General features: G+C 64.4%; 25 protein-coding genes and 1 tRNA gene. 13 read left to right on the top strand and 13 right to left on the bottom strand.

Going from position 1 to position 24372, the window contains the following annotated elements:
* From ABB28_RS16120 to ABB28_RS16105, 4 genes are all read right to left on the bottom strand, one after another.
* Positions 1-1047 (bottom strand): FAD-dependent oxidoreductase (locus ABB28_RS16120; protein WP_152983498.1); only part of this gene is annotated, 1047 nt, incomplete at its 3' end.
* Complete coding sequence (locus tag ABB28_RS16115) at positions 1047-1517, bottom strand: GtrA family protein (RefSeq protein WP_161809876.1); 471 nt, start codon at positions 1515-1517, stop codon at positions 1047-1049. The genes ABB28_RS16115 and ABB28_RS16120, both read right to left, overlap by 1 nt.
* Positions 1518-1537: 20 nt before the next feature.
* Positions 1538-3403 (bottom strand): hypothetical protein, encoded by a 1866-nt coding sequence (locus ABB28_RS16110; protein ID WP_161809875.1) that lies wholly within the window; start codon positions 3401-3403, stop codon positions 1538-1540.
* A gap of 119 nt (positions 3404-3522) precedes the next feature.
* Positions 3523-3933: a pilin gene (locus ABB28_RS16105; RefSeq protein WP_057687386.1), complete on the bottom strand. Its 411-nt coding sequence runs from the start codon at positions 3931-3933 to the stop codon at positions 3523-3525.
* Between the two features lie 356 nt (positions 3934-4289).
* On the opposite strand from ABB28_RS16105, the gene ABB28_RS16100 reads away from it, so the two are divergent.
* From ABB28_RS16100 to coaE, 3 genes are read left to right on the top strand one after another with little or no spacing between them, the layout of a single operon-like run.
* The gene (locus ABB28_RS16100; RefSeq protein WP_057687385.1) at positions 4290-5549 is read left to right on the top strand and encodes a type II secretion system F family protein; all 1260 of its coding nucleotides are present in this window, start codon (positions 4290-4292) and stop codon (positions 5547-5549) included.
* A gap of 3 nt (positions 5550-5552) precedes the next feature.
* Complete coding sequence (locus ABB28_RS16095) at positions 5553-6416, top strand: prepilin peptidase (RefSeq protein ID WP_057687384.1); 864 nt, start codon at positions 5553-5555, stop codon at positions 6414-6416.
* Positions 6413-7030, top strand: a complete 618-nt coding sequence (coaE, locus tag ABB28_RS16090) for a dephospho-CoA kinase (protein WP_057687383.1) — start codon at positions 6413-6415, stop codon at positions 7028-7030. Before ABB28_RS16095 ends, coaE begins: the two co-directional genes overlap by 4 nt.
* 226 nt (positions 7031-7256) lie before the next feature.
* Here the strand turns inward: coaE and ABB28_RS16085 are convergent, their stop codons facing one another.
* The 6 genes from ABB28_RS16085 to pdxR form a co-directional block, all read right to left on the bottom strand.
* The gene (locus tag ABB28_RS16085) at positions 7257-8600 is read right to left on the bottom strand and encodes a sensor histidine kinase (RefSeq protein ID WP_057687382.1); all 1344 of its coding nucleotides are present in this window, start codon (positions 8598-8600) and stop codon (positions 7257-7259) included.
* The gene (locus ABB28_RS16080) at positions 8593-9270 is read right to left on the bottom strand and encodes a response regulator transcription factor (RefSeq protein ID WP_057687381.1); all 678 of its coding nucleotides are present in this window, start codon (positions 9268-9270) and stop codon (positions 8593-8595) included. The genes ABB28_RS16085 and ABB28_RS16080 overlap by 8 nt, the downstream gene beginning before the upstream one ends.
* 145 nt (positions 9271-9415) lie before the next feature.
* A complete protein-coding gene (locus ABB28_RS16075) occupies positions 9416-9904 on the bottom strand; it encodes a hypothetical protein (RefSeq protein ID WP_245625359.1) in 489 nt (162 codons plus the stop codon).
* A gap of 148 nt (positions 9905-10052) precedes the next feature.
* On the bottom strand, positions 10053-10547 hold the full coding sequence (locus ABB28_RS16070; protein ID WP_057687393.1) for a hypothetical protein: 495 nt from the start codon (positions 10545-10547) through the stop codon (positions 10053-10055).
* A 249-nt stretch (positions 10548-10796) separates the two neighbouring features.
* Positions 10797-11675: a 30S ribosomal protein S6--L-glutamate ligase gene (gene rimK / locus ABB28_RS16065; RefSeq protein WP_057687379.1), complete on the bottom strand. Its 879-nt coding sequence runs from the start codon at positions 11673-11675 to the stop codon at positions 10797-10799.
* Between the two features lie 98 nt (positions 11676-11773).
* Complete coding sequence (pdxR, locus tag ABB28_RS16060; protein ID WP_245625358.1) at positions 11774-13231, bottom strand: MocR-like pyridoxine biosynthesis transcription factor PdxR; 1458 nt, start codon at positions 13229-13231, stop codon at positions 11774-11776.
* 84 nt (positions 13232-13315) lie between these two features.
* Here pdxR and ABB28_RS16055 point away from each other — a divergent pair, with 84 nt between their 5' ends.
* On the top strand, positions 13316-13747 hold the full coding sequence (locus tag ABB28_RS16055; protein ID WP_057687378.1) for a carboxymuconolactone decarboxylase family protein: 432 nt from the start codon (positions 13316-13318) through the stop codon (positions 13745-13747).
* Positions 13748-13838: 91 nt separating this feature from the next.
* On the top strand, positions 13839-14300 hold the full coding sequence (locus tag ABB28_RS16050; RefSeq protein WP_211260402.1) for an FMN-dependent NADH-azoreductase: 462 nt from the start codon (positions 13839-13841) through the stop codon (positions 14298-14300).
* A gap of 140 nt (positions 14301-14440) precedes the next feature.
* Here the strand turns inward: ABB28_RS16050 and ABB28_RS16045 are convergent.
* Positions 14441-14514: transfer RNA gene (locus ABB28_RS16045), tRNA-Gly, on the bottom strand.
* Between the two features lie 102 nt (positions 14515-14616).
* Complete coding sequence (locus tag ABB28_RS16040) at positions 14617-16431, bottom strand: autotransporter domain-containing esterase (protein WP_057687377.1); 1815 nt, start codon at positions 16429-16431, stop codon at positions 14617-14619.
* A gap of 187 nt (positions 16432-16618) precedes the next feature.
* Here ABB28_RS16040 and thiS point away from each other — a divergent pair, with 187 nt between their 5' ends.
* The 4 genes from thiS (at position 16619) to ABB28_RS16020 (ending at position 20315) form a co-directional block, all read left to right on the top strand.
* On the top strand, positions 16619-16819 hold the full coding sequence (gene thiS / locus ABB28_RS16035; RefSeq protein WP_057687376.1) for a sulfur carrier protein ThiS: 201 nt from the start codon (positions 16619-16621) through the stop codon (positions 16817-16819).
* Positions 16820-16908: 89 nt separating this feature from the next.
* Complete coding sequence (locus ABB28_RS16030; RefSeq protein ID WP_057687375.1) at positions 16909-17703, top strand: thiazole synthase; 795 nt, start codon at positions 16909-16911, stop codon at positions 17701-17703.
* Complete coding sequence (gene trmB / locus ABB28_RS16025; RefSeq protein WP_057687374.1) at positions 17703-18437, top strand: tRNA (guanosine(46)-N7)-methyltransferase TrmB; 735 nt, start codon at positions 17703-17705, stop codon at positions 18435-18437. The genes ABB28_RS16030 and trmB overlap by 1 nt, the downstream gene beginning before the upstream one ends.
* A 30-nt stretch (positions 18438-18467) precedes the next feature.
* Positions 18468-20315 carry an SLC13 family permease gene (locus tag ABB28_RS16020; RefSeq protein ID WP_057687373.1) on the top strand — a complete coding sequence of 616 codons (1848 nt, stop codon included), beginning with the start codon at positions 18468-18470 and terminating at the stop codon, positions 20313-20315.
* Positions 20316-20602: 287 nt separating this feature from the next.
* Here ABB28_RS16020 and ABB28_RS16015 read toward each other — a convergent pair whose 3' ends face one another.
* Positions 20603-20938: a Rieske (2Fe-2S) protein gene (locus ABB28_RS16015; RefSeq protein ID WP_057687372.1), complete on the bottom strand. Its 336-nt coding sequence runs from the start codon at positions 20936-20938 to the stop codon at positions 20603-20605.
* Between the two features lie 182 nt (positions 20939-21120).
* Between ABB28_RS16015 and ABB28_RS16010 the strand changes: the two genes are divergently transcribed.
* From ABB28_RS16010 to ABB28_RS15995, 4 genes are all read left to right on the top strand, one after another.
* Positions 21121-21396 carry a hypothetical protein gene (locus ABB28_RS16010; RefSeq protein WP_057687371.1) on the top strand — a complete coding sequence of 92 codons (276 nt, stop codon included), beginning with the start codon at positions 21121-21123 and terminating at the stop codon, positions 21394-21396.
* Between the two features lie 162 nt (positions 21397-21558).
* Positions 21559-22266 (top strand): fumarylacetoacetate hydrolase family protein, encoded by a 708-nt coding sequence (locus ABB28_RS16005; protein ID WP_057687370.1) that lies wholly within the window; start codon positions 21559-21561, stop codon positions 22264-22266.
* Positions 22267-22319: 53 nt separating this feature from the next.
* Complete coding sequence (mscL, locus tag ABB28_RS16000; protein ID WP_057687369.1) at positions 22320-22733, top strand: large-conductance mechanosensitive channel protein MscL; 414 nt, start codon at positions 22320-22322, stop codon at positions 22731-22733.
* Between the two features lie 186 nt (positions 22734-22919).
* Complete coding sequence (locus ABB28_RS15995; RefSeq protein ID WP_057687368.1) at positions 22920-24341, top strand: M28 family peptidase; 1422 nt, start codon at positions 22920-22922, stop codon at positions 24339-24341.
* Positions 24342-24372: the final 31 nt, after the last annotated feature.

Below are 24372 nucleotides of genomic sequence, written 5' to 3'. Positions count from 1 at the left end.
CTCAAGCTGCCGCGGCAGCTGGCTCGCCTGGTACAGAAGTCCGACGGTAATGAAGTCTCGATACTGAAGCTTGCCTGCGATGTCCACCACATTTTCGGACCAACTATGCGACGACGCTGCGACAAGGTCACGAATCGGCATCGTAGAAACAACGTGGGTACAGTCGATCGTGATTGACTTCCCCTGCCCGAAATCAGCCGTAACCGCACGAACTGCGCCGCTCTCGATCTCCAACCCAGTCACCCTGTGACCCATGAGCAGGGTTCCGCCCTGCGCAACCAGTTTGGACGCTGCAACTTCCCACATCTCGCCCGGACCATGCTTCGGATACAGGAAGTTCTCAATCAACGATGTCTGCGTCGCGTTGGCTCCCAGGCCAATCACAGACTTGGCAGCATGCAGCATCGCCTTCATTATCGACAGACTTTTGATACGCTGGGCACCCCACTCCGCGCTGATGTCGCTGCAGGGAACGCCCCAGACCTTCTCCGTGTATTCCTTGAAGAACTGTTCATAAAGCCGCCGCCCGAAGCGATTGACCAGGAAATCTTCCAAGCTCACTTCCGGCTCGATGCGGGTCACCTTTGACCTCATGTAGCTGAGGCCAAAAAAGAACGATTTGAACAAACCAAGATTCCGCACGCTATCCAGGTTCAACTTGAGCGGGTACGAGAAGAATTTTCGGTTGAAGTAGATCCGCGAAAGACGATTGCGGACGAGCATGGAGGCAGCTTCCTGCTGCTCGACCTGCCTAGCTTCTGGCAAAGCAGAGCGCGATTTTCCTTGGTACCGGAGGTTGACCGGCACATTCACGTCATGCTGGATCGGCATCAAATCTGCCCACCACTGCATCACCCAATCCGATTTCGAGAAAAATCGATGGCCGCCGATGTCGATGCGATTCCCATTGTGCTCAATGGTGCGGGAAATTCCGCCAACGCAGTCATCGGCTTCAAGCACGGTAACCTTGATATTGGGCCGCCCAGCCAACTCCAGCGCTGCAGTCAGCCCCGCGGGGCCGGCGCCAATAATCACGACATGTTGCATCAGACAGCTCCCTTTTCCCCGATGACGTGCGACGTACGCGCACTTCTGAACAAAACCATTTTCCGCAGCATGAAATTACTGGTGAATGACCCACCAACTGCAATCAACCGAGCCACTATCGGCGGCATGCCCAGCACTTCAATACCGATCCACATCGAAGCCTGGACAATGAGCAAACCGAAGCAACCTATAAGCACGAAGACCGCCATCTCAACTGAAGCAGAATGTAAGCAGCGACTGCTGAAGACGTAGCGAACACTGATCCAGTACGCGCAGACGCTGCCTATCAGGAAGCCCACGGCCGCAGCGCTGTACCAGCCGAATCCAGCGTACGAGAGCAGCATGAAAATCGAAAGATCAGCTGCCAGCGCAAGACCTGAAGCGGCGAGATAACCAACACTTTCTTTTATCACGCCCCGTCGCGACTTGAAGGCATTGATCATCTTATTCCCATGAAGACCAGCGGACATCATCAACTCTCCGGCAATACTTAGTGGCCTGCAGGAAACTGAATCCCAGCTTCGACCCAGTCCTTACATCTGTAGAGGTAAAAGTCGCCCAGCACGACCCCCGTGTCTGGATGCTTCGGCTGCCAATGCCCGATGATGTTCGATTTCTGCTTGAAGGGCAGCACGAAGTAATCGGGCTGGGGGACGTCTCGATATGGCGTGCACATATAGCGCAGCCCCTCCTCGCCAATCCAGCAAGCTGCCGGATCATCGTTCATCGCATTCATGAAGTCACAGACTTCGGCCTGGGTGCTAACCGGGTTCAGCTGAAGCTGCCGCTCGATGCCTGCGATGGACGTGCCTCGATTGAACATCTGGCCAGCCATTTGAACGACACTGAAGTAGTTGGCGCGATTGAGTACCAACCATGGCCCGAGCGGAGACACCTCCGAGGAATACCAGTAGACGCTCGCATCGCGGGGAATATCCCACTTGAAAACATCAACGCCTCGAGAAGCCTCAAGTGTTCGGCTCCAGGGACTTCGGGCATCCCATGACCACGCTGCACCAAGAACCATGAACAAGCTGAGCACACCAAGGAGCGCGCCGGTCTTTGCACCCGACCGACGGTACATAAAGTACGCGCCGAGCACGATAAGAGCAGCGACAAGTGGATAACCAAGTACGACAACGTCTTGGCGGACGCGCTCCAGATCGCTCCCATATGCCGAGTAAACAATCCAGGCACGAAGCTGGTAGCGGAAAGTCGCAGCCAACAGTGCCAGTGCCAGCCCAATGAGCATGAACAAACGCATTGGCCGACTGACCTTCGGACGCAGATGAGGCCATGCGATGTGCAGCGGAATCAGGCCCAATACGGCCCAAGGCAGCGTGGTCCGTGCGATGCTGGCTCCAGTAACTGCAATGCAGACCAGTAGCGCCACTGTGACCAGATCGCGGTCGTGTCGCTGCCATTCCTGCCATACGAGATAGGGAATACCGGCCATGGCCAGCCAATGCGCGACCCATAGGACCCGCCATGTTTGAAGGCCAGTGGGTAAGACCAGTTGCATCAAATCGGCCAACAGTGCGGTTGCCGTGAGGCCCACTGCCAAGGCTGCAAGTGCTGCTGTGGCCAGGCGCGCCAGGCGCTCATGCTCGGCACGGGTCAGCAGATAGAGTAGGTAGACATCGGTGATTACAATGCACCAATCACGCGCATCCCAGGTGTTTAGATAGATTTGCCCGCTGAACGTAGTGATCAGTTCCCACCAGTCAAAGTCGATACTCAGCAAGAGCCCGGAAAACGGCGCGATGCCAAGCACAGCGAGCCCAACGACGGGTGCAATCGACGCTAGGGCCCAAAGCCAGCGACGATCTGAACTAACCAGCCAGCACCACGCCACCATTGCGGCGGCCAGTGATTGCAACGGATGGAGCAAACCAGCAATTGCGAAGAAGACAAGCGCCAGCTTAAGTCGGTCACTGACAAGCAGCGCGATAGCGGCCAGACAAAGCGCTTCGGCGAACGGCCGAGAAGTCAAGAACGGCTCTGCATATGCAAATATGCTGGCTGAGCCGTACTGCGTCGGCATGATAATGAGAGCAAACAGAGCGGGCCACCACGCGCTTCGAGGAAAGATCGCTCGGATCGCCAACACGCTTGCCAGGAAGAACAGCAGTCTTCCCGCCATGGCCAACACAAGGAAGGTGCTGCCGGGGTCGAACTGCCTCAGAAGCGATGCAAGAAATCGCGGGAAGATCGTAAAGTCGGCTTGGCTTCCGGCAAGAAAGAACAAGTCCTTGTTGAAAATATCCGGATCGAGAATTCTCAGAGCCTGCGCGAGGTACAGGGCTGCATCGTGCCGGATGCCCGTATAAGGGCGGAGGTAAATAATCAGCGCCACGGCAAAGCACCACGGCGCAATTCTGCGCAATGTCAACATATCCCCGCACCCCTGAAAAAAAGTAACCCCGCATTGCGCGGGGTCACTGAACTACGATGTAGCCTTAGCCAGGCTACAAATTACTGGCAGCTACCCGGGCGGAACTTCGCCGGGATCGAGCCACCGCAGGTCCATGCAACCGTGCCGGTAGCCGAGGCAACGACCGCACCCAGGGTAATGGTCTGACCGTCAACGCCGGTGCCGATGGCACGAGCGGTCGCGGTGATCTGGCTGCCGTCCCAGGTAACGCCGCTGACGTACTTGGAGGACTGAGCTTCGAAACCGGTCCAGGAAGCAGCCGGCAGCGCATTGTTGGAGGAAGCGTATTCAGCAACCGCCGTGCGCAGGGCCGAAGCAGCCAGCACGACTTCCGACACCTTGGACTTCTTGGTGTAGTCGGAGTAAGCCGGCAGCGCGATCGCGGCCAGGATTGCGATGATCGCGATGACGATCATCAGTTCGATCAGGGTAAAGCCCTTCTGGTTCTTCATTTTTACATCCCCAAGGAATTAGGTGGTGTGGAAAGGAACTGCTGCCGGAGCCGGTGGTCCCACCAGTGGAGCGGGCCGCAGCACCTTGCAGAGGAAGACTAAGCAGGTTGCGTGCCAACTTCCCCGGCACGCCCTCATGATCTCCCCCGGCGGCAATGATGCCAGCATTTCCTGGATTGGGAAGCCCCGCTACTGGGTTCTGGGATGAATCAGGCAATGTGACGCAGCGCGTCAGCTTTGGCCCATGAGGACATCCCGAGCGCGTCACCTCAATGCCGCACTGCCCAGATGGGCAGGAATCCGCTAGCATCCACTGATAGATGCCTGCTGGGGATGGCAGGTCGGGGAGCGTAGAAATGTCAGCTAGTCGCAGTGCGATGAAGAAAGAGCCCGTGGCGCGTAGCACCATGGAATTAGCGCCGTTTGTCTGGGAGGGGACCGACAAGCGCGGCGTCAAGATGAAAGGTGAGCAGCTGGCGAAGAATGCGAACCTGCTCAAAGCCGAGCTGCGCCGTCAGGGCATCTCGCCGAAGATCGTCAAGCCGAAGTCCAAGCCGTTGTTCGGGCAGACAGGCAAAGCGGTGTCGCCGAAGGACATCGCGTTCTTCAGCCGCCAGATGGCCACCATGATGAAGTCGGGCGTGCCCATCGTGTCATCGCTCGAAATCATCGGCGGGGGCCACAAAAACCCGCGGATGAAAAAGATGGTCGACACCATCCGCACCGATATCGAGGGCGGCTCATCCCTGCATGAGTCAATCAGCAGGCACCCCGTGCAGTTCGATGAGCTGTACCGCAACCTCGTGCGTGCCGGTGAGGGCGCAGGCGTCCTGGAGACGGTGCTCGACACTGTGGCAAATTACAAAGAGAACATTGAAGCGCTGAAGGGAAAGATCAAGAAGGCCTTGTTCTACCCCTCCATGGTCATCGCAGTAGCGCTGATCGTATCGTCAATTCTTCTCATCTTCGTGGTACCTCAGTTCGAGGAGGTATTCACGAGCTTCGGCGCCGAGCTTCCCGCGTTCACCCAGATGATCGTGAATCTATCGCGGTTCATGGTGTCGTGGTGGTGGTTGATCGCCATTGTCATTGGTGGCGCCATCGTCGGCTTCATCATGGCCTACAAGCGCTCACCGCGAATGCAGCACGGCATGGATCGCCTGATCCTGAAAGTGCCGGTAATCGGCCAGATCATGCACAACAGCTCCATCGCCCGGTTCGCCCGTACCACGGCGGTGACCTTCAAGGCCGGCGTGCCACTGGTGGAAGCACTGGGCATCGTCGCTGGCGCCACCGGCAACAAGGTCTACGAAGAGGCCGTGCTGCGCATGCGTGACGATGTGTCGGTCGGTTACCCGGTCAACATGGCGATGAAGCAGGTCAACATCTTCCCGCACATGGTGGTGCAGATGACGGCCATCGGCGAAGAGGCCGGCGCCCTGGATACCATGCTGTTCAAGGTGGCCGAGTACTTCGAGCAGGAAGTGAACAATGCCGTCGATGCGCTGAGCAGCCTGCTGGAACCCATGATCATGGTCTTCATTGGCGTGGTCGTTGGCGGTATGGTGATCGGTATGTACCTGCCTATCTTCAAACTCGGCGCGGTGGTTGGATAACACATGGCATTTCTAGACCAGCATCCGGTCCTCGGCTACCCCGCCGCGGCCGGCCTGGGGTTGCTGCTCGGCAGCTTCCTCAACGTCGTCATCCTGCGCCTGCCCAAGCGGCTGGAATGGCAGTGGAAGCGCGACGCGCACGAGGTGCTGGAGCAGGAGGACATCTACGAGCCGCCGCCGCCGGGCATCGTGGTGGAGCCTTCGCACTGCCCGCACTGCAAACACAAACTGTCGTGGTACGAGAACATCCCGCTGTTCAGCTGGGTGATCCAGGGTGGAAAGTGCCGCCACTGCAAGGCCCCGATCTCCATCCAGTACCCGCTGGTGGAGCTGCTGACTGCCGTGCTGGTGCTCGCCAGCGTGTGGCAGTTCGGCTTCGGCTGGCAGGGCTTTGGCGCGATCGTGCTGTCCTGCTTCCTGGTGGCGTTGTCGGGCATCGACATGCGCACCCAGCTGCTGCCGGACCAATTGACCCTGCCTTTGATGTGGCTGGGATTGATCGGCGCGGTCGACAATCTGTACATGCCGGCCAAGCCTGCCCTGCTGGGCGCGCTGGTGGGCTATCTGTCGCTGTGGTCGGTGTGGTGGATCTTCAAACAGCTGACCGGCAAGGAAGGCATGGGCCACGGCGATTTCAAGCTGCTGGCCGCGCTGGGCGCGTGGTGCGGGCTGAAAGGCGTGCTGCCGATCATCCTGCTGTCGTCGGTAGTGGGCGCCGTGGTGGGCTCGATCTGGCTGTACAGCCGCGGCCGTGACCGCGCTACGCCGATTCCCTTCGGCCCCTACCTGGCCATCGCCGGCTGGCTGGTCTTCATGTGGGGCGAGCCGTTGATCGACGGCTACCTGAGATACGCCGGCCTGCGATGAGCCGGTTCGTCGTCGGCCTGACCGGGGGCATCGCCTCCGGCAAGAGCGAGGTGACCCGGCGCTTCGAGGCGCTGGGGGTTAGCGTCGCCGACGCCGACCTGGCCGCGCGTGCGGTGGTGACGCCGGGCAGCCCGGCGCTGGCGATGATTTCCGAACGATTCGGGCCCGGCATGCTGCTGGGCGATGGCGCGCTGGACCGCGCGCGGCTGCGTGCCCACGTGTTCGCCGATGTGGCCGAACGCAAGGCGCTGGAAGCGATCACCCACCCCGCCATCCGCGAGCTGCTACGCAGCCAGTGCGAGCAGGCCACAAGCCCGTATGCCATCGCCGCGATTCCGCTGCTGACCGAGGCAGGCGGGCGTCAGGTTTATGGCTGGCTGGACAGGGTGCTGGTTGTGGACGCGCCTGAGGCGTTTCAGCTTGCCCGGCTGATGCAGCGTGATGGCAGTGACGCGGTGCTGGCGCAGCGGATGATCGATGCGCAGGCCACCCGGGAACAGCGGCTGGCGTTGGCTGATGACGTGGTGAGCAATGCGGGTCATCCGGATGCGCTGCAGGCGCAGGTGGAGCAGTTGCATCACGCGTATCTTCAGTTGGCGGATGCGTTGGGCTGATCACCTGCGCTGTTTTTGGCGAGCGCAGCGGTAGGAGCGTGACGACCAACGGTCGTCACCCACCGAAGTAAGACGGCCAGCGGCCGTCACTACCGAAGCTGGAGCGGTAGCGCCGAGCCGTGCTCGGCGAGTGCAGCGGCGGGAGCGTGACGACCAACGGTCGTCACCTACCAGAAGCAAGACGGCCAGCGGCCGTCACCTACCAGGGCGTGATTATCCTACGGGGTCAGGCGAGCAGCTTCGGGGCGAAGGTCAACGTGGCCACTACGCCGCGGTCGCCGCCGGGGCGCACGCTTACCTGCCAGCCGTACAGATCGCACAGGCGGCTGACGATCGACAGGCCGATGCCACCGCCCTGCGAGTGGCCGGCATGCGTGCCGCGGTAGCCGCGCTGGAACAGTTTGGCGGCATCTTCCTCGCTCAGGCCGGGGCCGCTGTCGGCGACCGATACGGCGTTGTTGCCGACATTCACCCGCACTTCGCCGTCCTGCGAATACTTCACCGCGTTGCCGATCAGGTTGCCCAACGCCACCGACAACGCCGATTCCGGCGCGTCCACGATCACGTCGCGGGCGCCTTCCAGGGTCAGCGTGATCGGCTTGCCCCCCAGCTGCGCGCGGTGCGAATCGAGCAGCTGTTCGGCTACCCGCGCCACATTGCTGGTGCCCTGCCCGCGCTCGTTGCGCGACAACAGCAGCAACGCACCGATCAGATCGCTGCACTGCTGTTCGGCACGCTGGATGCGCTGCAGGCGCTGCAGCACTTTTTCGTCCAGCCCGGGCCGGGTCAGCAGCAGTTCGGTGGCACCACGGATCACCGCCAGCGGCGTACGCAGCTCGTGGCTGACGTCGGCGTTGAACTCGCGGTCGCGCTGTACCACTTCGGTCAGCCGCGACGAATAATCGTCCAGCGCCTGCGCCAACTGGCCCACCTCGTCGTCGGGGAAGCGCGGCGCCAGCGGTTCGGGATCACTGGTGCCACCGCGATAGGCGCGCAGCCGCTTGGCCAGGTCCGATACCGGCTTCATCACCTTCGACGCCGACCACCAGCCCAGCACCAGCGACAGCAGGCTGAACACCAGCACCGACAGGAACAGCGCGCGGTTGAGCTGTGTCTCGCCGCGCAGGCTTTCGGTCATGTCGTAGGCAAGGAAGAACCACGCCTGCGGCGTTTTGCGCACGGCGAGCTTGTACGAATACGGCTGGCCGCGATCATCGGTACCACTGACGCTGTGGATGCCGTCGGTGAACTCATACCAGTCGGGCTCTTCCTGGCGCAGCGCTTCGAAGCGGTCCGGCTTGACCAGCCGGGCGAACATCTGCTGTACCGGAAGATCGGGATTACGACTGGAGTCAGACGCAAAACGCCGCGCATATTCGTCGATATTGCGATTCATCACGTCTTCGACGAGCTGGTTTTCCACCCGCATGCGCGCCCAGTTGGTGGCGAACGCAAACAGCGTGGTCAGGCAGAAGCCCAACAGCACGAAGGACACGATGATGCGGCTGCGTAGCCGGCGACGATACGGTCCGCGCCGGCGTGGCCGCCTGGGTGCTGCGTTTTCAGGCATCCGGCGCGGCGATCCGGTAACCGATGCCATGGCGGGTCTGGATCATCGGCACCTCGAAGGGCTTGTCCACCACCGCGCGCAGGCCATGGATATGTACGCGCAGCGAATCCGAATCCGGCAGTTCCTCGCCCCAGACGCGGGTTTCCAGCTCCTGGCGGGTCACCACGGCCGGCGAGGCTTCCATCAGCGCCTGCAGGATCTTCAGCGCGGTCGGGTTGAGCTGCAGCAGCTTGCCCTGCCGGCGCACTTCCAGCGTGTCCAGGTTGTATTCCAGATCGCCGGTTTCCAGCACGCGGGTCTGCACGCCCTTGCCGCGGCGAGAAAGCGCATTCAGGCGCACTTCCACTTCCTGCAGCGCAAACGGCTTGATCAGGTAATCGTCGGCGCCGGAGTCGAAACCGGCCAGTTTGTTGTCCAGCGAGTCACGCGCGGTCAGCATCAGCACCGGGGTCTGCTTGCGCGCTTCATTGCGCAGCTTGCGGCAGACTTCGATGCCGTCCATGCCCGGCAGGTTGAGGTCCAGCACGATGGCGTCGAACTCGTGCACTACGGCCAGGTGCAGACCGGTCACACCGTCCGCGGCGAAGTCCACCGTGTGGCCGCGGTCCTCGAGGTAGTCGCCGAGGTTGGCGGCAATATCACTGTTGTCTTCGATGACGAGAATTCGCACTGGGACCTCTGTTTCATGATGGGGTGCCGGTTCGGCATGGCCGCAACCCGCGGGTTGCGACCCGGGGTCTGTTGCCGGCTGACGCCAACCATACAGACCCGGGCATTAACATTTCACACGAAACCGCGCGCAGGGCGCGTCAAGGTCACCGATTGGTGTGCTGGAAGCGACGCAGGCCTTCCTTGGAGTCTTCCTGCATCTTGCGACGCTGGGCGACGGTCAGGCACACCCGCTCCGGCCGGTTGCTGCCGGTGGCGCGCTCGCGACGGCAGACCATGCGGCTGTCGGCGTGGGCCCGGCTGAGGATGGTATTGACCACCGACTGGTCGTTGAGGATGTCGGTCTGGGCCTGTGGCGTGGTCTGCTCGACGCTGTCGTGCTCGCCCAGCCGAGTGCGGATGCGGTTGATGGCCGCGCTGACCTTGCTTTTGTCTTCCAGGCTCACTTCGCTGTAGTGCTCGCTGTACAGCGCGCGCTCCACCCCGGCGAGCTGCTCCTGGGCCGAGGCCCGCACGTTGAGCTGGACCGGCGCGGCCGTGTTGCCGGCGGCCGATTCAGACTGCACGTGGGCATGCGCGGAAAGGCTGGTCAGGCCGAGGGCGATGGCAAAAGCCATGGCGTGAAGCGTTTTCATACGGGTCTCCTCCTTGAAAGAACCCTGACTGTAAGAGTCATGTGAGGATGGAATCAAGGGAGGAAAGTACCGTCGAGATGCCGGCAACCGGCCGACACTGGCGCAGGGAGGTTCCCGTGCGCCAGTACGGGCAATGTCTGGGTGACGCTCAGGGATTGGGGGAGTACGGGTTGATGCGGTTGTAGTTGCGCAGCGCGTCAGTGCCGTTGTTGCGCGCATCACGACGCTGGGCGACGGTCAGGCAGACCTGGGTCTGGCGGTTGCTGCCGGTCAAGCGCTCGCGCTGGCAGACCATCTTGCTGTCGGCATGGGCGCGGGTCAGGATCGTGTTGATCGTTTCCTGGTCGTTGAAGATCGCGGTACGTGCCTGCGGATTGGCCTGCTCCACGGTCTCGTGATTGCCCAGGTTGGTGCGGATGCGGGCAATCGCGGCACTGACCTTGCTCTTGTCCTCCATGCCGATCTCGCTGTACCGCTCGCTGTGAAGGGCCCCTTCCACGCGGGCCAACTGCTGGGTCACCGACTCTTCAACATCCAGCTGCACCAGCGCGGAATCGCGGGCGGGCTTGGAATCAATCTTGGCGTGGGCGACACCGGCCACACCGAAGGCAACGGCGAATGCTGCAATCAGAACCGACTTCATCTGTGCTTCCTCCATGAACGAAACCGAACTGTACGAGCGATAGGCGGGTTGATCAAGCGAGGGGCATGCGGCAGGCGGCGACGCATAAAAAAGACCCGGACGTCTCCGTCCGGGTCTGAAGTTTCATATCCCGATACCGATCCTGCTGATGAGGCAGAGCTGCGGTGTGATGGACGATACGTCAGCGGCGATTAAAGGGTCGTTAAATCTGCGTCGGACGGATCAAGAAAAATCGTTTCTACTGATATTTCAGCGACTTACGATCTTCTCGACGTGCTGGATGATGCGCCCGGCAATATCCACCTTGCACGCCCCTTCGACCCCTTCCAGCCCCGGCGTGGAGTTCACTTCCAGCACCAGCGGGCCGCGCGCGGAGCGGATCAGGTCCACCCCCGCCACGCTCAACCCGAGCGCCTTGGCCGATCTCACTGCCACCTGCGCCTCGGCACGACTGGCCTTGGCGAGCTGGGCGGTGCCGCCGGCGTGCAGGTTGGAGCGGAAGTCGCCTTCCGGTGCCTGGCGCTGCATCGCGGCCACCACCTGGTCACCGACCACCAGGCAGCGCAGATCCGCGCCCTGGGCTTCGCCGATGAACTCCTGCATCAGGAAGTTGGCATACAGGCCGCGCAGCGCATCGACGATGCCGCGTGACGCGCTCGCCTTTTCGGTCAGGATCACCCCCCTGCCCTGGGTGCCCTCGTTGAGCTTCACCACGTGCGGCGGCGGGCCCAGCATGGACAGCAGGTCGACGGTGTCATCCGGGTTGTCGCCGAACACCGTGATGGGCATGTCGATGCCCTTGGCCGCCAGCAGCTGGTGCGCGCGCAGCTTGTCGCGCGAACGCAGGATGGCATCGGAGGGATTGGGCGTGCGCGCGCCCATCAGTTCGAACTGGCGCAGCACGGCGGTGCCGTAGCGGGTCACCGACGCACCAATGCGGGGGATCACCGCATCCACGCCGGTCATCGGCCGCCCCTTGTAATGCATGGTGAAGCCGTCGGCGGCGATGCGCATGTAGCAACGCAGCGGATCGAGCACGCGCACGGTGTGGCCCCGGCTGCGCGCGGCCTCCACCAGGCGGCGGGTGGAGTACAGCTTGCTGTTGCGCGAAAGGATGGCGAGTTTCATCGGGGGCGGGCCGTGCGGAAGCGCGAAGCATAGCGCGCAGCATGTAAAAGGGGACGGAGGGAATTAAGTCCTTGTCAGCCTGATGTGCGGTTGGCGACTTAATTCCCTCCGTCCCCTTTTTTGACGGCGCTCAGGCGGGCGACGGCGGCGGTGGCATCGGCGGCGCTGCTGAAGTTGGCGAAGCCCAGCAGCAGGCCGGCTTCCGGGGAGGGTTCCAGGCGCCAGTGGCTCAGCGCTTCGGCCGCCAGGCCGTGGGCGCGGGCGGCGGCGGCGAGCGGCACGTCGTCTTCGCCCAGCGGCAGATGCGCCAGCACGTGGATGCCGCCGGCCTGCGGCTGCACCTGCAGCCAATCGCCGGCCTCGCGCGCCAGCGCATCCACCAGATACCCGCGACGCTCGGCATACAGCGCGCGCATGCGCCGCAGATGACGCACGAAGTGGCCCTGATCCATGAAGTCCGCCACGGTCGCCTGCGGCAGGATCGACCCCGCGCCGGGCAGGTGATTGACGGTGTCGTGGAAGGCCGCCACCTGCGACGGTGGCACCACCAGGTAGGCCAGCCGCAGGCCCGGGAACAGCACCTTGCTGAAGGTGCCGGTGTAGAGCACGCGCTGTTCGCGGTCCAGGCTTTTCAAGGCGGGCAGCGGGCGGCCGTGATAGCGGAACTCACTGTCGTAGTCGTCTTCGATGATCCAGCTGCGCTGGCGCTGCGCCCATTCCAGCAGTTCCAGCCGACGCGGCAGCGACAACGCCACACCGGTGGGACTCTGGTGGGTGGGCGTGACCACCGCGAAGCGGGCATCCGGCGCGCGCCGCTGGGCGATGTCCACGTGCAGGCCTTCGGCATCGACCGGCACCGGCGCCAGGCGCATCCCGGCACGCTGCAGGAACTGGCGGGCGAACAGATAGCCTGGATCTTCAAACCAGCCCACGTCGCCGGGCTGCAGCAGCGTGCGACAGACCAGTTCCAGCGCGCCACGGTAGCCGGCCGTGATGAACACCTGGTCGTGCGTGCAGCTGATGCCGCGCGAGATACCCAGATAGGTCGCCACCGCCCTTCGCAGCGGTTCGTGCCCGGCGGGATCCGGCGATGCCAGCGCCATCGTGTCCAGCTGGCGCAGGTGGCGGCCGCCGAGCCGCGCCCAGGTCTTGCGCGGGAATGCATCCAGTGCCGGCAGGCCGAGCTGGAACGGCAGCACCTGGCCGTCCACGGTCTGCGCATGCGGCACCGGCTGCGGTGGCGTAGATGCCGTTTCAGGGTGTGGGGGACTTGCAACAGCGCCGAGCCGTGGCGACACCACCGTGCCGGCCGCACCACGCGGGGTCAGGTACCCCTCGCTGACCAGCATCTGGTACGCCTGTTCGATGGTGCCGCGCGCCACGCCGAGCTCGCTCGCCAACCCACGCACCGACGGAACGCGATCCCCTGCCTGCAGCTTCCCGGCCGCGATCGCCTGGCGGTAACGGTCGTACAGCTGCAGGTACAGCGGCAGGGCATCGTTGCGCAGCGGGCGCAGCAGCTGCGGGTCCAGCACGAATGTCCCAGTCGGTTTCACGATTCTTGGCCCTGTATACAGGGTCATCAGTCTCGTAGATTGGCGGCAGCTGCACAACGCCCCTCCCCTTTCCAGGAACCTCCCATGAGCCTGCTTCGCCTTCCCTACTGGACCCTTTCGCCGGACGCCTACCAAGGCCTGATCGCTACCAAGAATGCGCTGGAAAAAAGCAGCCTGGGCAAGCAGTTGCTTGAACTGGTCTGGCTGCGGGTGTCGCAGATCAACGGCTGCGCGTTCTGTCTGGAAATGCATTCCAAATCGCTGCGCGCCGGTGGCATGCCGGCCGCGCAGCTGGACGCGGTTGCCGGTTGGCGGGTCAGCGAGCGCTTCAGCGACCGCGAACGTGCCGCGCTGGCATGGACCGAATCGCTGAGCCATGTCGACCAGACCCATGCACCGGACGCGGACTTCACGCCGCTGGCGTCGCAGTTCAACGAGGTGGAAATCGCCGACCTGACCTTCGCCGTCGCCCTGATGAGCGCCTTCAACCGGCTTGCGATCGGCATGCGGCAGTGAGTTGGGCCCATTGGGCTGGCAGCCCGTCGGGTTGACGGCCCGTTGGGTTGACGGCCAGCGGCCGTCACTACCTTTTTGAGCAGAGGATTCGATGAACATCCTGCATATCGACTGCAGTGCGCGCGCGCACTCGCACAGCCGTCAGTTGTCGGCGGGCATCCTCGCCCATCTGCTGCACCTGCATCCGCAGGCGCGCGTGGTCCGGCGCGATCTGGGCCACCAGCCGATCGCACACGCTGGCGATGGCTATGCCACGGCGCTGGCCTCACCGGCGGCAATGGCAGCGGCACCGCACCCGGATGCGGTGCGGTTGTCCGACAAGCTGATCGGCGAGCTGGAAGCGGCGGATCTGGTGGTGATCGGAACCCCGATGCATAACTTCACCGTGCCCTCGGTACTGAAGGCATGGATCGACCAGATCGTTCGTATCGGCCGCAGTTTCGCGGCGACGTCGGAAGGCAAACAGGGATTGTTGGCGGACAGGCCGGTCTTCGTCGCCGTGGCCTCCGGCGGGGTATACAGCGGCGAACGCCCAGCCAACCGGACTTCCTGACCCCCTAACTGCAGGCCGCACTGGGCTGCGTGGGCGTGCATGACCTGCGCTTCCTGGCGTTGCAGGGCACCGCGTTCCTGGACGCCGATCGCCTGCTGCAGTCCCGCGCTTCGCTGCTGGCTGCGCTGTAACGCAGACCGTGGAGCGGGTGAAGGGAATCGAACCCTCGTCAGTAGCTTGGGAAGCTACAGCTCTACCATTGAGCTACACCCGCAGCGCAGGGCGACAGTGTAGGCGGCGGGCCATGAAAAGCGCAATCCGCCGCCGTGCGGAAGGTGACGACCAACGGTCGTCACCCACCAAGCCGTCACTGCCTTCAGAACGCGCCGCTGAAGCTGGCGAAGATCGAGGTGTCCATTGCCTTCTTCTGCATCGTGGTGGCGCTCAGGCCGATGTTGCTCTGCAGGCCGAACAGTTCCATGCGCGCACCCAGGATGGCGGTGGCGTAGTCCTTGTCGAACTTCAGGCCCGGCACGCGGTAGCTGCCCACGCCCGGCAGGCTCTGCAGGAAGGCGCTGCCTTCCTGGCGGTCTTCGAACTCGTGGTCGTAGGTGACCTGCACGTACGGCTTGATGCTGCCGCCGTCCAGGCGCGCCTGCCAACCGAGGCGGCCAACGGTGGAATCGGCATCCTGGTCGCTGTAGCCCAGCGCCGTGCTGCTCGGGTTGCTTTCCAGGTAGCCGTCCAGCTTGACCTTCTGCCAGATCACCGCGGCGACCGGGCCGTGGCGGAAGCTGCCTTCCTGGCCGAACTCGTAGCCGGCATTCAGGGCCGCGGTCAGGTTGCTGCCTTCCGGCGAGCCGGTGTGTTCGCGGGTGGCCGGGCCGAGGTGCACCTTGCGGGTGACGTCGTAGTCCAGCCAGCTGTAGCTGACCTGGCCGTTCACCCACGCACGCTCGCCATACCAGCCGGCGAACAGGCCCACGGTGGTGTCGGACTGGGTGAAGTCACCCTGGCTGTTGCCGAAGTCGGCATCCATGCGGCCGTAGCCGGCGAAGCCGCCGACGACCATGCCATCACGCGCCCAGTCGATGCCGAACAGGCCGGCCGGGGCCAGCCCGTCGTACAGATCGGCGTGGTCGTAACGCTGCATGTCGCCACGCACGCCGCCCCACCACGACAGGCCATCGGCCGGTGCACCGCCCAGGTGCAGGCTGACCTGGTCGGCACGCGAACGGCCGATGGTCTGTGCCGAATGGGTCAGCACCTGCTGCAGGCGCGGGGCTTCCAGCACCGAAATGGCGTACTGGCCGAGCATCTCGTGGGTGGCCGCAGACGGATGGATGCCGTCGGCGAACACATAGGCGGTGGCCGCATCCGGGGCCACCAGGCTGGTCGGGTTGCAGGTGACCGACGAAGCCACGGTGCACGCCGCGTTGGTCACGTTGCGGAAGCCGTAGGTGGTCGGGGAGGCGACGATTTCACGCAGGATGGTAAAGGTATCCAGCGGGATGAACTCGATGCCTGCCTGGGTCAGGCCGCCATACAGCGCGTTGTTGTAGGCAGTGGCCACGGCGGTGTACTGCGCCATCGCGGCCGGGCCGCCGGCACGCGCCATCGGGGTCAGGCCGATGTCGGGCAGGTTCGGCACCACCACGTACTTGGCGCCTGCCGCCTGCAGGCTGCCGACGATGCCGATCTGGCTGGTTACCGCCGCGCCGATCACCGCCGGTGCCTGCGCCGGCGTGGTGATGCCGAGCAGGTTGTTCGCGCCACCCCACACCGTGTACAGCGCATTCGGATCGGCCTTGCCGCCATTGGCGGCGAGGTAGCGGCTGGCCTGGGTGGCCAGCGACGGGGTCGGACCGAGCGGGCCGACGACATCGGTGGCCACCGTGGCGCCACCGGCAGCGTAGTTGTCACCGCTCTGGCCGTTGCCGTTCGGGGTGGCGTTGGTGCCGTAGTAGTCGGCCACGTGTTCGGCCCATACCCAGGCCGGGTTGGTGGTGAACTTGCCGGTCACCGGCTGCACCGCAGCGGGCAGCAGCGGACGGAAATAGCCGCTGTCGGTCAGGCTGTCGCCAAAGAACACCGTGCGGTTGAACGCCGGCTCGGCGGCCATGGCCGGCAGGGCGGCAAGGGCGAGCGCAGCGGCGATCAGGGTGCGGACGGGGCGTTTACTGGACAACATGGGGAAACTCCTGTGGGATCAAGCGCCGGCAATACGCCAGCGCACGGTGCAATGGTTTCATCAGCGCAGGCAAAGTCACGCTGCGCCGCGGCATGCATTGTCGCCTGAAGCCCGCCCGGGGGCATGGATCGGCGATGGCTGGCGGCGTCTGGCTGCCCGAAATCGGTGTATCGGCGACAATGGCGGAATGAACATCCAGCTCAACGGCCAAGCCCGCACCCTCGCCCCCGGCGCCACCGTCCAGGACCTGCTGCAGTACGAACAGCTGCTTGAACGCCGCGTGGCGGTGGAGGTGAACAGCGAGATCATCACCCGCAGCCTGCATGCCACGCACGTGCTGGCCGACGGCGACGTGGTGGAGATCGTGCATGCGTTGGGCGGTGGGTGACACCTGCCGCCGTGGGATCGGCCGAGGAGGGCTCGGCGCCACCGGTTCCTGCAGCCCCTGCATTGGTTACCCCATGCGATAATCGCGTCATGAACCATCACGCCCCTTCTGATTCGCTGGTCATTGCCGGCAAGACCTACGCCTCGCGCCTGCTCACCGGCACCGGCAAGTTCAAGGATCTGGACGAAACCCGCGCGGCCACCGAAGCCGCCGGCGCGCAGATCGTCACCGTCGCCATCCGCCGCACGAACATCGGCCAGAACCCGGGCGAACCGAACCTGCTGGACGTGCTGCCGCCGGACCGTTTCACCATCCTGCCCAACACCGCTGGCTGCTATACCGCCGAAGACGCGGTGCGCACCTGCCGGCTGGCGCGTGAGCTGCTCGATGGCCACAACCTGACCAAGCTGGAAGTGCTGGGCGACCAGAAGTCGCTGTACCCGGACGTGGTCGCCACGCTGAAGGCCGCCGAGATGCTGGTGAAAGACGGCTTCGAAGTGATGGTCTATACCTCCGACGACCCGATCCTGGCCAAGCGCCTGGAAGAGATCGGCTGCGCGGCGGTGATGCCGCTGGCCGCGCCGATCGGTTCCGGTCTGGGCATCCAGAACAAGTACAACCTGCTGCAGATCATCGAAGACGCCAAGGTGCCGATCATCGTGGATGCCGGCGTCGGCACCGCGTCCGATGCCGCCATCGCGATGGAACTGGGTTGCGACGGCGTGTTGATGAACACCGCCATTGCCGGCGCGCGCCACCCGGTGCTGATGGCCAGCGCGATGCGCAAGGCGGTCGAAGCCGGCCGCGAGGCCTTCCTGGCCGGCCGCATCCCGCGCAAGCGCTATGCCAGCGCCTCTTCCCCCATTGATGGATTGATCGGCTGATGACCGACCCGTTTTCCAGTACCGGCGCCAAGGCCCCGGCCAAGCCGTTCACCGTCCACGAAGGACGCCGCGAGATCCGCAGCTTCGTGCTCCGCCAGGGCCGCTTCACCCCGGCCCAGCAGCGCGCGTTCGATGAGCGCTGGCCGCGCTTCGGCCTGGATTTCAGCGGCGACGTGCGTGACCTGGCCGCCACCTTCGGCCGTGATGCGCACAAGGTGATGGAGATCGGCTTCGGCAATGGCGTGGCCCTGCGCTTCGCTGCCCAGCAGGATCCCAGCCGCGATTACATCGGCATCGAAGTGCACGCGCCCGGCGTGGGCCGGCTGTTGAACGCGCTGGCCGAGGACAACGTCGACAATGTCCGGCTGTACCACCACGACGCGGTGGAAGTACTGGAGAAGGAAATCGCCGACGGTGCGCTGGACGAAGTGCGCATCTATTTCCCCGATCCGTGGCACAAGAAGCGCCACAACAAGCGTCGCCTGCTGCAGCCGGCTTTCGCCGAACTGCTGGTGCGCAAGCTGCGCCCCGGTGGCCGCCTGCACTGCGCCACGGATTGGGAAGACTACGCCGAGCAGATGTGGGACGTGCTCGACGCCACCGCCGGGCTGGTCAACCGGGCCGGCCCGCGCGGCCATGTGCCGCGTCCGGAATGGCGGCCGCAGACCCATTTCGAGACCCGCGGCCAGAAGCTCGGCCATGGCGTCTGGGACCTGTTGTACGACCGCACCTGACCTCCTGACTCCGACCGGACCGCGCCCCCCATGGAAACCGCGCTGACGCTGACCACCGACATGAAGCTCGTCCTCGGGCTGGTCGGTTTCACGATGGCGATGTTCCTGTTCGAGCGCATCCGCGCCGACGTGGTCGCGCTGGTGGTGCTGGTGGTGCTGGGCGTGACCGGCCTGATCGCGCCGGAAGAAATCTTCGGTGGTTTCTCCGGTAACGCGGTGATGAGCATCATCGCCACCACCATCCTCGGCGCGGGCCTGGACCGCACCGGCGCGCTGAACCGGCTGGCCGCCTGGCTGCTGCGGCGCGGGCATGGGGTGGAACAACGGCTGCTGATCATGACCACCGCGATCGCCGGCTTGAACTCCTCGTTCATGCAGAACCCGTCGGTGATGGCGCTGTACCTGCCGGTCGCCTCGCGGCTGGCCGCGCGCACCGGGCTGACCCTGCAGCGCCTGCTGCTGCCGATCGCCGCGGCCATCGTGATGGGCGGTGCGCTGACCATGGTCGGCAACTCGCCGCTGATCCTGCTCAACGATCTGCTGGCTTCGGCCAACAACAACCTGCCCTCTGGCCTGGCCACCATCGAACCGCTGCGGATGTTCGCCCCGCTGCCGATCGGCGTGGCCCTGCTGGTGGCTTCGCTGCTGTACTTCCACTTCTACGGCAACCGCAAGCTGGTGGAAGAGGAAACGCTGGCCAATGACGGGGTGACCCCGGCGCGTACGGAAAGTTACTTCGCCAAGACCTACGGTATCGAAGGCGATGTCTTCGAACTGGTGGTCACCGCCGAAAGCCCGTTGGTCGGCATGACCCTGGGCGAGGCCGAGACCGTGCACGATGCGCCGCTGCTGCTGGCGCTGAAGACCGGCAACGACACCCGCCTGGCGCCGCCGGCGGAGATGCGCATCTGGGTGGGCAGCGTGATCGGGGTGATGGGCTCGCGTCAGCTGGTCAGCGATTTCGCACAGAACCAGTTCCTGCGCATGTCCTCGCGGCTCAAGCACCTCGGTGACCTGTTCAATCCCAGCCGCGCCGGTATTTCCGAAGCGGTGGTGCCGCCGACGTCCGATGTGATCGGCAAGAGCGCGGCCGAACTGCGCCTGCGCAAGGAACGCGGCCTGAGCCTGCTGGCGATCAACCGGGACAAGCAGGTCATCCGCGAGGACGTGCGCAAGGTGCAGCTGCGTGCCGGCGACATGCTGGTCTTCCACAGCATCTGGACCGACCTTGCGCAGGCCGCGCGCGGGCGCGAGTTCGTCATCGTCACCGACTACCCGAAGGGCGAACAGCGCCCGCACAAGTTCAAGATCGCGATGAGCATCTTCGCGCTGACCATCCTGATCGCGTTGACCTCCAAGCTGCCGGTGGCGCTGACGCTGATGACCGGCGTGGCTGGCATGCTGCTCACCGGCGTGCTGCGCATGGACGAGGCCTACGCATCGATCAACTGGAAGACCATCTTCATGATGGCTGGGCTGATCCCGCTGGGCTGGGCGATGGATTCCAGTGGCGCGGCGGCCTGGGTGGCAGGGCACACCATCGACAAACTGCCCGAAGGCATCCCGCTGTGGGTGCTTGAAGTGGCGCTGGCCCTGCTGACCACGGCGTTCTCGCTGGTGATCAGCCATGTCGGTGCGACCATCGTGATGGTGCCGATCGCGGTGAACCTGGCGTTGGCGGCCGGTGGCAATCCCACCGCATTCGCGCTGATCGTGGCGTTGTCGGCCTCCAACAACCTGATGACCGCCTCCAACCCGGTGATTTCAATGATCACCGGCCCGGCCAACTACACTCCGCGCGAACTGTGGCGGGTGGGCGCACCGCTGTCGTTGATCTACACGCTGGTGGTGGTGGCGATGATCAACATCATGTTCTGAGCCGGCTGCATGACGGCCCGGTAGTGAAGGCCGCTGGCCGTCATGCCCTGGGCTGGTGGGTAACGACCGGCCTTGGTGAGTGACGACCGGCCTTGGTGGGTGACGACCGGCCCTGGTGGGTGACGACCGTTGGTCGTCACGCTGCTGCCCTGCTCCCGCTGCGCTCGCCGAGCATGGCTCGGCGCTACCGATGCAATGTTGACGGCCAGCGGCCGTCACTACCGATGCAATGCCGGCCCGGTAGTGACGGCCGCTGGCCGTCACTACCGGGCCGTCCAGCCCTGCCATCAACCCGCCAGGAACACCTGGCCATCGCGTACCTGCAGCGGCACGGCCCGCAGCCGGTCGCCCTTGCAGGGGCCGGCCACGCATTCGCCGCTGTCCAGCGCGAAGGAGGCGCCATGTGCGGCGCAGACCAGATGGCCTTCGCGGCTTTTCAGGAACTGCCCCGGCGCCCAGTCCAGCCGTCGCCCGGCATGCGGGCAGATGTTGAGGAAGCCGCGCACGCCATCGCCATCGCGATGGATCAACAGCGATTCCGCATCCCCTTCAATCAGCACCTCCACCTCGGCGAAGCCGCCGTCGGTAACGTTGTCGAGGGCGATCAGCGGCTGTTCGGACATTTCTGACTCTGGAGCTGGAATAAATCCAATTGTCGCATGGCTGGGGATATGGCTGGCTGCTGCATGAACGCAAGTGCTTGATCTGCAATGAACACGGCTGCAAATTAACGATTTTTTCACTCACCAGATAAAGCATCGCCCCGATACTGTGGGTTCGCTGATTTCAGCAAAGTGAGTTACCGATGATCAACCGCACCTTCCAGTTCGCCCAGTTCCGCACCCTGTTTGCGCCGCGCAAGCCGCGTCATCCGTTGGTGCGCGTAGCGGTAGGCCTGCTTGGCGTCGCCATTCTGGGCGTCATGGTGTTCGTCGGTGTGTTCGTGGGCGCGGCAATGATCATGGCCGGCCTGGCTTGGAAGCTGCTGGCCCAGCGCAAGGCGCCCGCACGGGCGGTCGATGCCAACGTGGTGGAAGGCGAGTACCGCGTGGTACGCAAGCCGGCATTGCCGACGCACTGATCGGGTCCTCCCGACCTGGCGGTTGCCCGGTAGTGACGACCGCTGGTCGTCATGCCGCGCCCGCTGCGCTCGCCGGGCATGGCTCGGCGCTACCGCCGTTACCGAACGCTACCGGACGCGACCGGCGCTACACTGCGACGACCTGATCGTTAGGAAGCGCGCATGACCGATGTAATTCCTGCCCAGCCCATTCCCCGCATCCCGGTAGTCGGCGGCGGCACCTTCCCGGTGCACCGCATCTACTGCGTGGGCCGCAACTTCGCCGACCACGCCAAGGAAATGGGGGCGGCAGTGCCGGACGCAGCGGCACGCGGCAAACCGATGTTCTTCAGCAAGCCGGCCGATGCCATCGTGGTCGGCCATGACGATGTGATCCCCTACCCGCCCGCCACCAGCGACCTGCACCACGAAGTGGAACTGGTCGTGGCGATCGGCGTGGATGCCCCCGACGGCGTGCTGCCGGTCGAGCAGGCGCTGTCGCTGGTGTACGGTTATGCGGTCGGCCTGGACCTGACCCGCCGCGACCTGCAGGCGGCGGCCAAGCAGAAGGGCCATCCCTGGGACACCGCGAAGGGCTTCGATGCGTCCGCGCCGATCAGCGAGATCGTGCATGCCGGTGAAGTGGGTGACCTGGCCGCACTCAACCTGTCGCTGGAAATCAATGGCGAAGTGCGCCAGCAATCGCTGTTGGACCAGATGATCTGGAACGTGCCGGAAATCCTGCACGAGCTGTCCCAGCTGTGGCGCCTGCGCGCGGGCGACCTGGTGTTCATGGGCACGCCGGCCGGCGTGGCCGCATTGAAGCCCGGCGACCGTTTCAGTGCGCGTCTGGAGAACGTCGGCGAGCGCCATGGCGTCATCGCGGGCTGACATGGGCTGCGTTAGCCTTTAACGCGATTACCCCACTTTTTCAGGAGACCTCAATGGGATTCATCACTGAGTTCAAGGAATTCGCCACGCGCGGCAACGTCATCGACCTGGCCGTCGGTGTGGTCATCGGCGCGGCCTTCGGCAAGATCGTCACTGCGCTGGTGGAAAAGATCATCATGCCGCCGTTGGGCTGGGTGATCGGCCAGGTGGATTTCTCCGACCTGGTCTGGACATTGGCGCCGGCACGCATAGCGGCCGATGGGGCGGAGATCCCGGCGGTGGTGATCGGTTACGGTGATTTCATCAATACGGTCATCCAGTTCGTCATCGTGGCCTTCGCCATCTTCCTGGTGATCAAGGGCATCAACCGCCTGTCGAAGAAGAAGGAAGCCGCGCCGAAGGGCCCGAGCGAAGAAGTCCTGCTGCTGCGCGAAATCCGCGACAAGCTGTCCGCCCCGCAGGGCTGAGCCCCTGCCGTGTGAGACCTCGGGGTCAGGTCCCTTCGCGCTGAAGGAACCTGGCCCCTTTTGGAGGTGACCTTTGCTCCATCTGTCCGGTTCTGGTCATTTCCGATAGGCATGACCTAGGGCCCATGCACCCGGCAATGACGCTGCTAAGCTCAGACGCTTATGCCCCCTGCCGGAGTCCTCTCCATGCGCCGCCGCGTTCTTGCCATCGCCTCTTCCCTTGCCCTGCTCGCCTCGCCGGCGTTCGCCGCACCGCGCATCACCACCCTGCCCCCGGCTTCGCTGGATACCGCCGCCCAGCTGCGTGAGCAGGCATTGGCCGATGACACCGGCTGGAAGGTGGTGGAATCGCTGACCACCGAAGTGGGCCCGCGCATCGCTGGCAGCGAAGCCGATGCCCGCGCCGTGGCCTGGGCCGAGGCACGCTTCAAGTCGCTGGGTTTCGACAGGGTATGGAAGGAACCGGTGACCTTCCCCAAGTGGGAACGCCGTAGCGAACATGCCGCCGTGGTCGGGGCGCATGCGCAGCCGCTGGCGATCACCGCACTGGGCGGCAGCCCGGGCGGGAAGGTACAGGCCGAGGTCGTGCGTTTTGCCGACCTGGCCGCGCTGCAGGCCGCACCGGCCGGCTCGCTGCAGGGCAAGATCGCCTTCGTCGATTACCAGATGCTGCCGTTCCGCGATGGCCGCGACTATGGGCGCGGTGGCGCGATCCGCAGCAAGGGGCCGTCCGAGGCGATCCGCAAGGGTGCCGTCGGCTTCCTGATGCGATCGGCGGGCACCGATTCGCACCGCGTGCCGCATACCGGCATCACCCGCTATGACGACGGGCTGACCCCGGTGCCGTCGGCCGCCTTGTCCGTGCCCGATGCCGACCAGCTGGCGCGGCTGGTCGCGCGCGGTGCCACCACCGTCAGCCTGGCGCTGGATTGCGGCTGGGATGGCACGGCCACGTCCTACAACGTGATCGGTGAAATCACCGGGCGCACGCTGCCGAAGGAAGTGGTGGTGATCGGTGGCCACCTGGATTCCTGGGACCTGGGCACCGGCGCCATCGATGACGCGGCCGGCGTGGGCATCACCATGGCCGCGGGGCACCTGATCGGGCAGTTGAAGCAGGCGCCCAAGCGCAGCATCCGCGTGGTCGCCTTCGCCAACGAGGAACAGGGCCTGTACGGCGGCAAGGCGTATGCCGAAGCGCATTCCAAGGACATCGTGCTGCACCAGCTGGCAGCCGAGAGCGACTTTGGTGCCGGCCGCATCTATGCGTTCAATACCGGATCGCCGAACCCAGAAGGATCACGCGATGCGACCCGCCAGATCGCCGAAGTGCTCAAGCCGCTGGGCATCGAATACGCCGCCGACAAGGGCGGCCCGGGCCCGGATATCGGCCCGCTCGCCGCCAAGGGCGGCGCCTGGGCCTGGCTGGCGCAGGATGGAACGGATTACTTCAACCTGCACCACACCGCCGACGACACGCTGGACAAGATCGACCCGAAGGCGCTGGCGCAGAACGTTGCCGCCTACACCGTCTTCGCCTACCTGGCCGCCGACGCCGATGGCAGCTTCGGCAGCGAAGCCAAGGCGACCGTACCGCCGGGCGAATAAGCCCCAGCCCATTGCGCCCGGGCGGACCCCG

The sequence above is a fragment of the Stenotrophomonas chelatiphaga genome, assembly GCF_001431535.1.
Lineage (GTDB): Bacteria > Pseudomonadota > Gammaproteobacteria > Xanthomonadales > Xanthomonadaceae > Stenotrophomonas > Stenotrophomonas chelatiphaga.
Note: the sequence above shows the minus strand (reverse complement) of the source record. Positions and strands in the feature narration are given on the sequence as shown.

What these genes read in the sequence shown, in the direction of transcription:
- ABB28_RS16115 (WP_161809876.1), bottom strand. Translation starts at nt 1,517, where the DNA reads ATGTCCGCTGGTCTTCATGGGAATAAGATGATCAATGCCTTCAAGTCG.
- ABB28_RS16105 (WP_057687386.1), bottom strand. Translation starts at nt 3,933, where the DNA reads ATGAAGAACCAGAAGGGCTTTACCCTGATCGAACTGATGATCGTCATC.
- ABB28_RS16100 (WP_057687385.1), top strand. Translation starts at nt 4,290, where the DNA reads ATGTCAGCTAGTCGCAGTGCGATGAAGAAAGAGCCCGTGGCGCGTAGC.
- ABB28_RS16095 (WP_057687384.1), top strand. Translation starts at nt 5,553, where the DNA reads ATGGCATTTCTAGACCAGCATCCGGTCCTCGGCTACCCCGCCGCGGCC.
- coaE (WP_057687383.1), top strand. Translation starts at nt 6,413, where the DNA reads ATGAGCCGGTTCGTCGTCGGCCTGACCGGGGGCATCGCCTCCGGCAAG.
- ABB28_RS16085 (WP_057687382.1), bottom strand. Translation starts at nt 8,600, where the DNA reads ATGCCTGAAAACGCAGCACCCAGGCGGCCACGCCGGCGCGGACCGTAT.
- ABB28_RS16075 (WP_245625359.1), bottom strand. Translation starts at nt 9,904, where the DNA reads ATGAAAACGCTTCACGCCATGGCTTTTGCCATCGCCCTCGGCCTGACC.
- ABB28_RS16070 (WP_057687393.1), bottom strand. Translation starts at nt 10,547, where the DNA reads ATGAAGTCGGTTCTGATTGCAGCATTCGCCGTTGCCTTCGGTGTGGCC.
- rimK (WP_057687379.1), bottom strand. Translation starts at nt 11,675, where the DNA reads ATGAAACTCGCCATCCTTTCGCGCAACAGCAAGCTGTACTCCACCCGC.
- ABB28_RS16055 (WP_057687378.1), top strand. Translation starts at nt 13,316, where the DNA reads ATGAGCCTGCTTCGCCTTCCCTACTGGACCCTTTCGCCGGACGCCTAC.
- ABB28_RS16050 (WP_211260402.1), top strand. Translation starts at nt 13,839, where the DNA reads ATGAACATCCTGCATATCGACTGCAGTGCGCGCGCGCACTCGCACAGC.
- ABB28_RS16040 (WP_057687377.1), bottom strand. Translation starts at nt 16,431, where the DNA reads ATGTTGTCCAGTAAACGCCCCGTCCGCACCCTGATCGCCGCTGCGCTC.
- thiS (WP_057687376.1), top strand. Translation starts at nt 16,619, where the DNA reads ATGAACATCCAGCTCAACGGCCAAGCCCGCACCCTCGCCCCCGGCGCC.
- ABB28_RS16030 (WP_057687375.1), top strand. Translation starts at nt 16,909, where the DNA reads ATGAACCATCACGCCCCTTCTGATTCGCTGGTCATTGCCGGCAAGACC.
- trmB (WP_057687374.1), top strand. Translation starts at nt 17,703, where the DNA reads ATGACCGACCCGTTTTCCAGTACCGGCGCCAAGGCCCCGGCCAAGCCG.
- ABB28_RS16020 (WP_057687373.1), top strand. Translation starts at nt 18,468, where the DNA reads ATGGAAACCGCGCTGACGCTGACCACCGACATGAAGCTCGTCCTCGGG.
- ABB28_RS16015 (WP_057687372.1), bottom strand. Translation starts at nt 20,938, where the DNA reads ATGTCCGAACAGCCGCTGATCGCCCTCGACAACGTTACCGACGGCGGC.
- ABB28_RS16010 (WP_057687371.1), top strand. Translation starts at nt 21,121, where the DNA reads ATGATCAACCGCACCTTCCAGTTCGCCCAGTTCCGCACCCTGTTTGCG.
- ABB28_RS16005 (WP_057687370.1), top strand. Translation starts at nt 21,559, where the DNA reads ATGACCGATGTAATTCCTGCCCAGCCCATTCCCCGCATCCCGGTAGTC.
- mscL (WP_057687369.1), top strand. Translation starts at nt 22,320, where the DNA reads ATGGGATTCATCACTGAGTTCAAGGAATTCGCCACGCGCGGCAACGTC.
- ABB28_RS15995 (WP_057687368.1), top strand. Translation starts at nt 22,920, where the DNA reads ATGCGCCGCCGCGTTCTTGCCATCGCCTCTTCCCTTGCCCTGCTCGCC.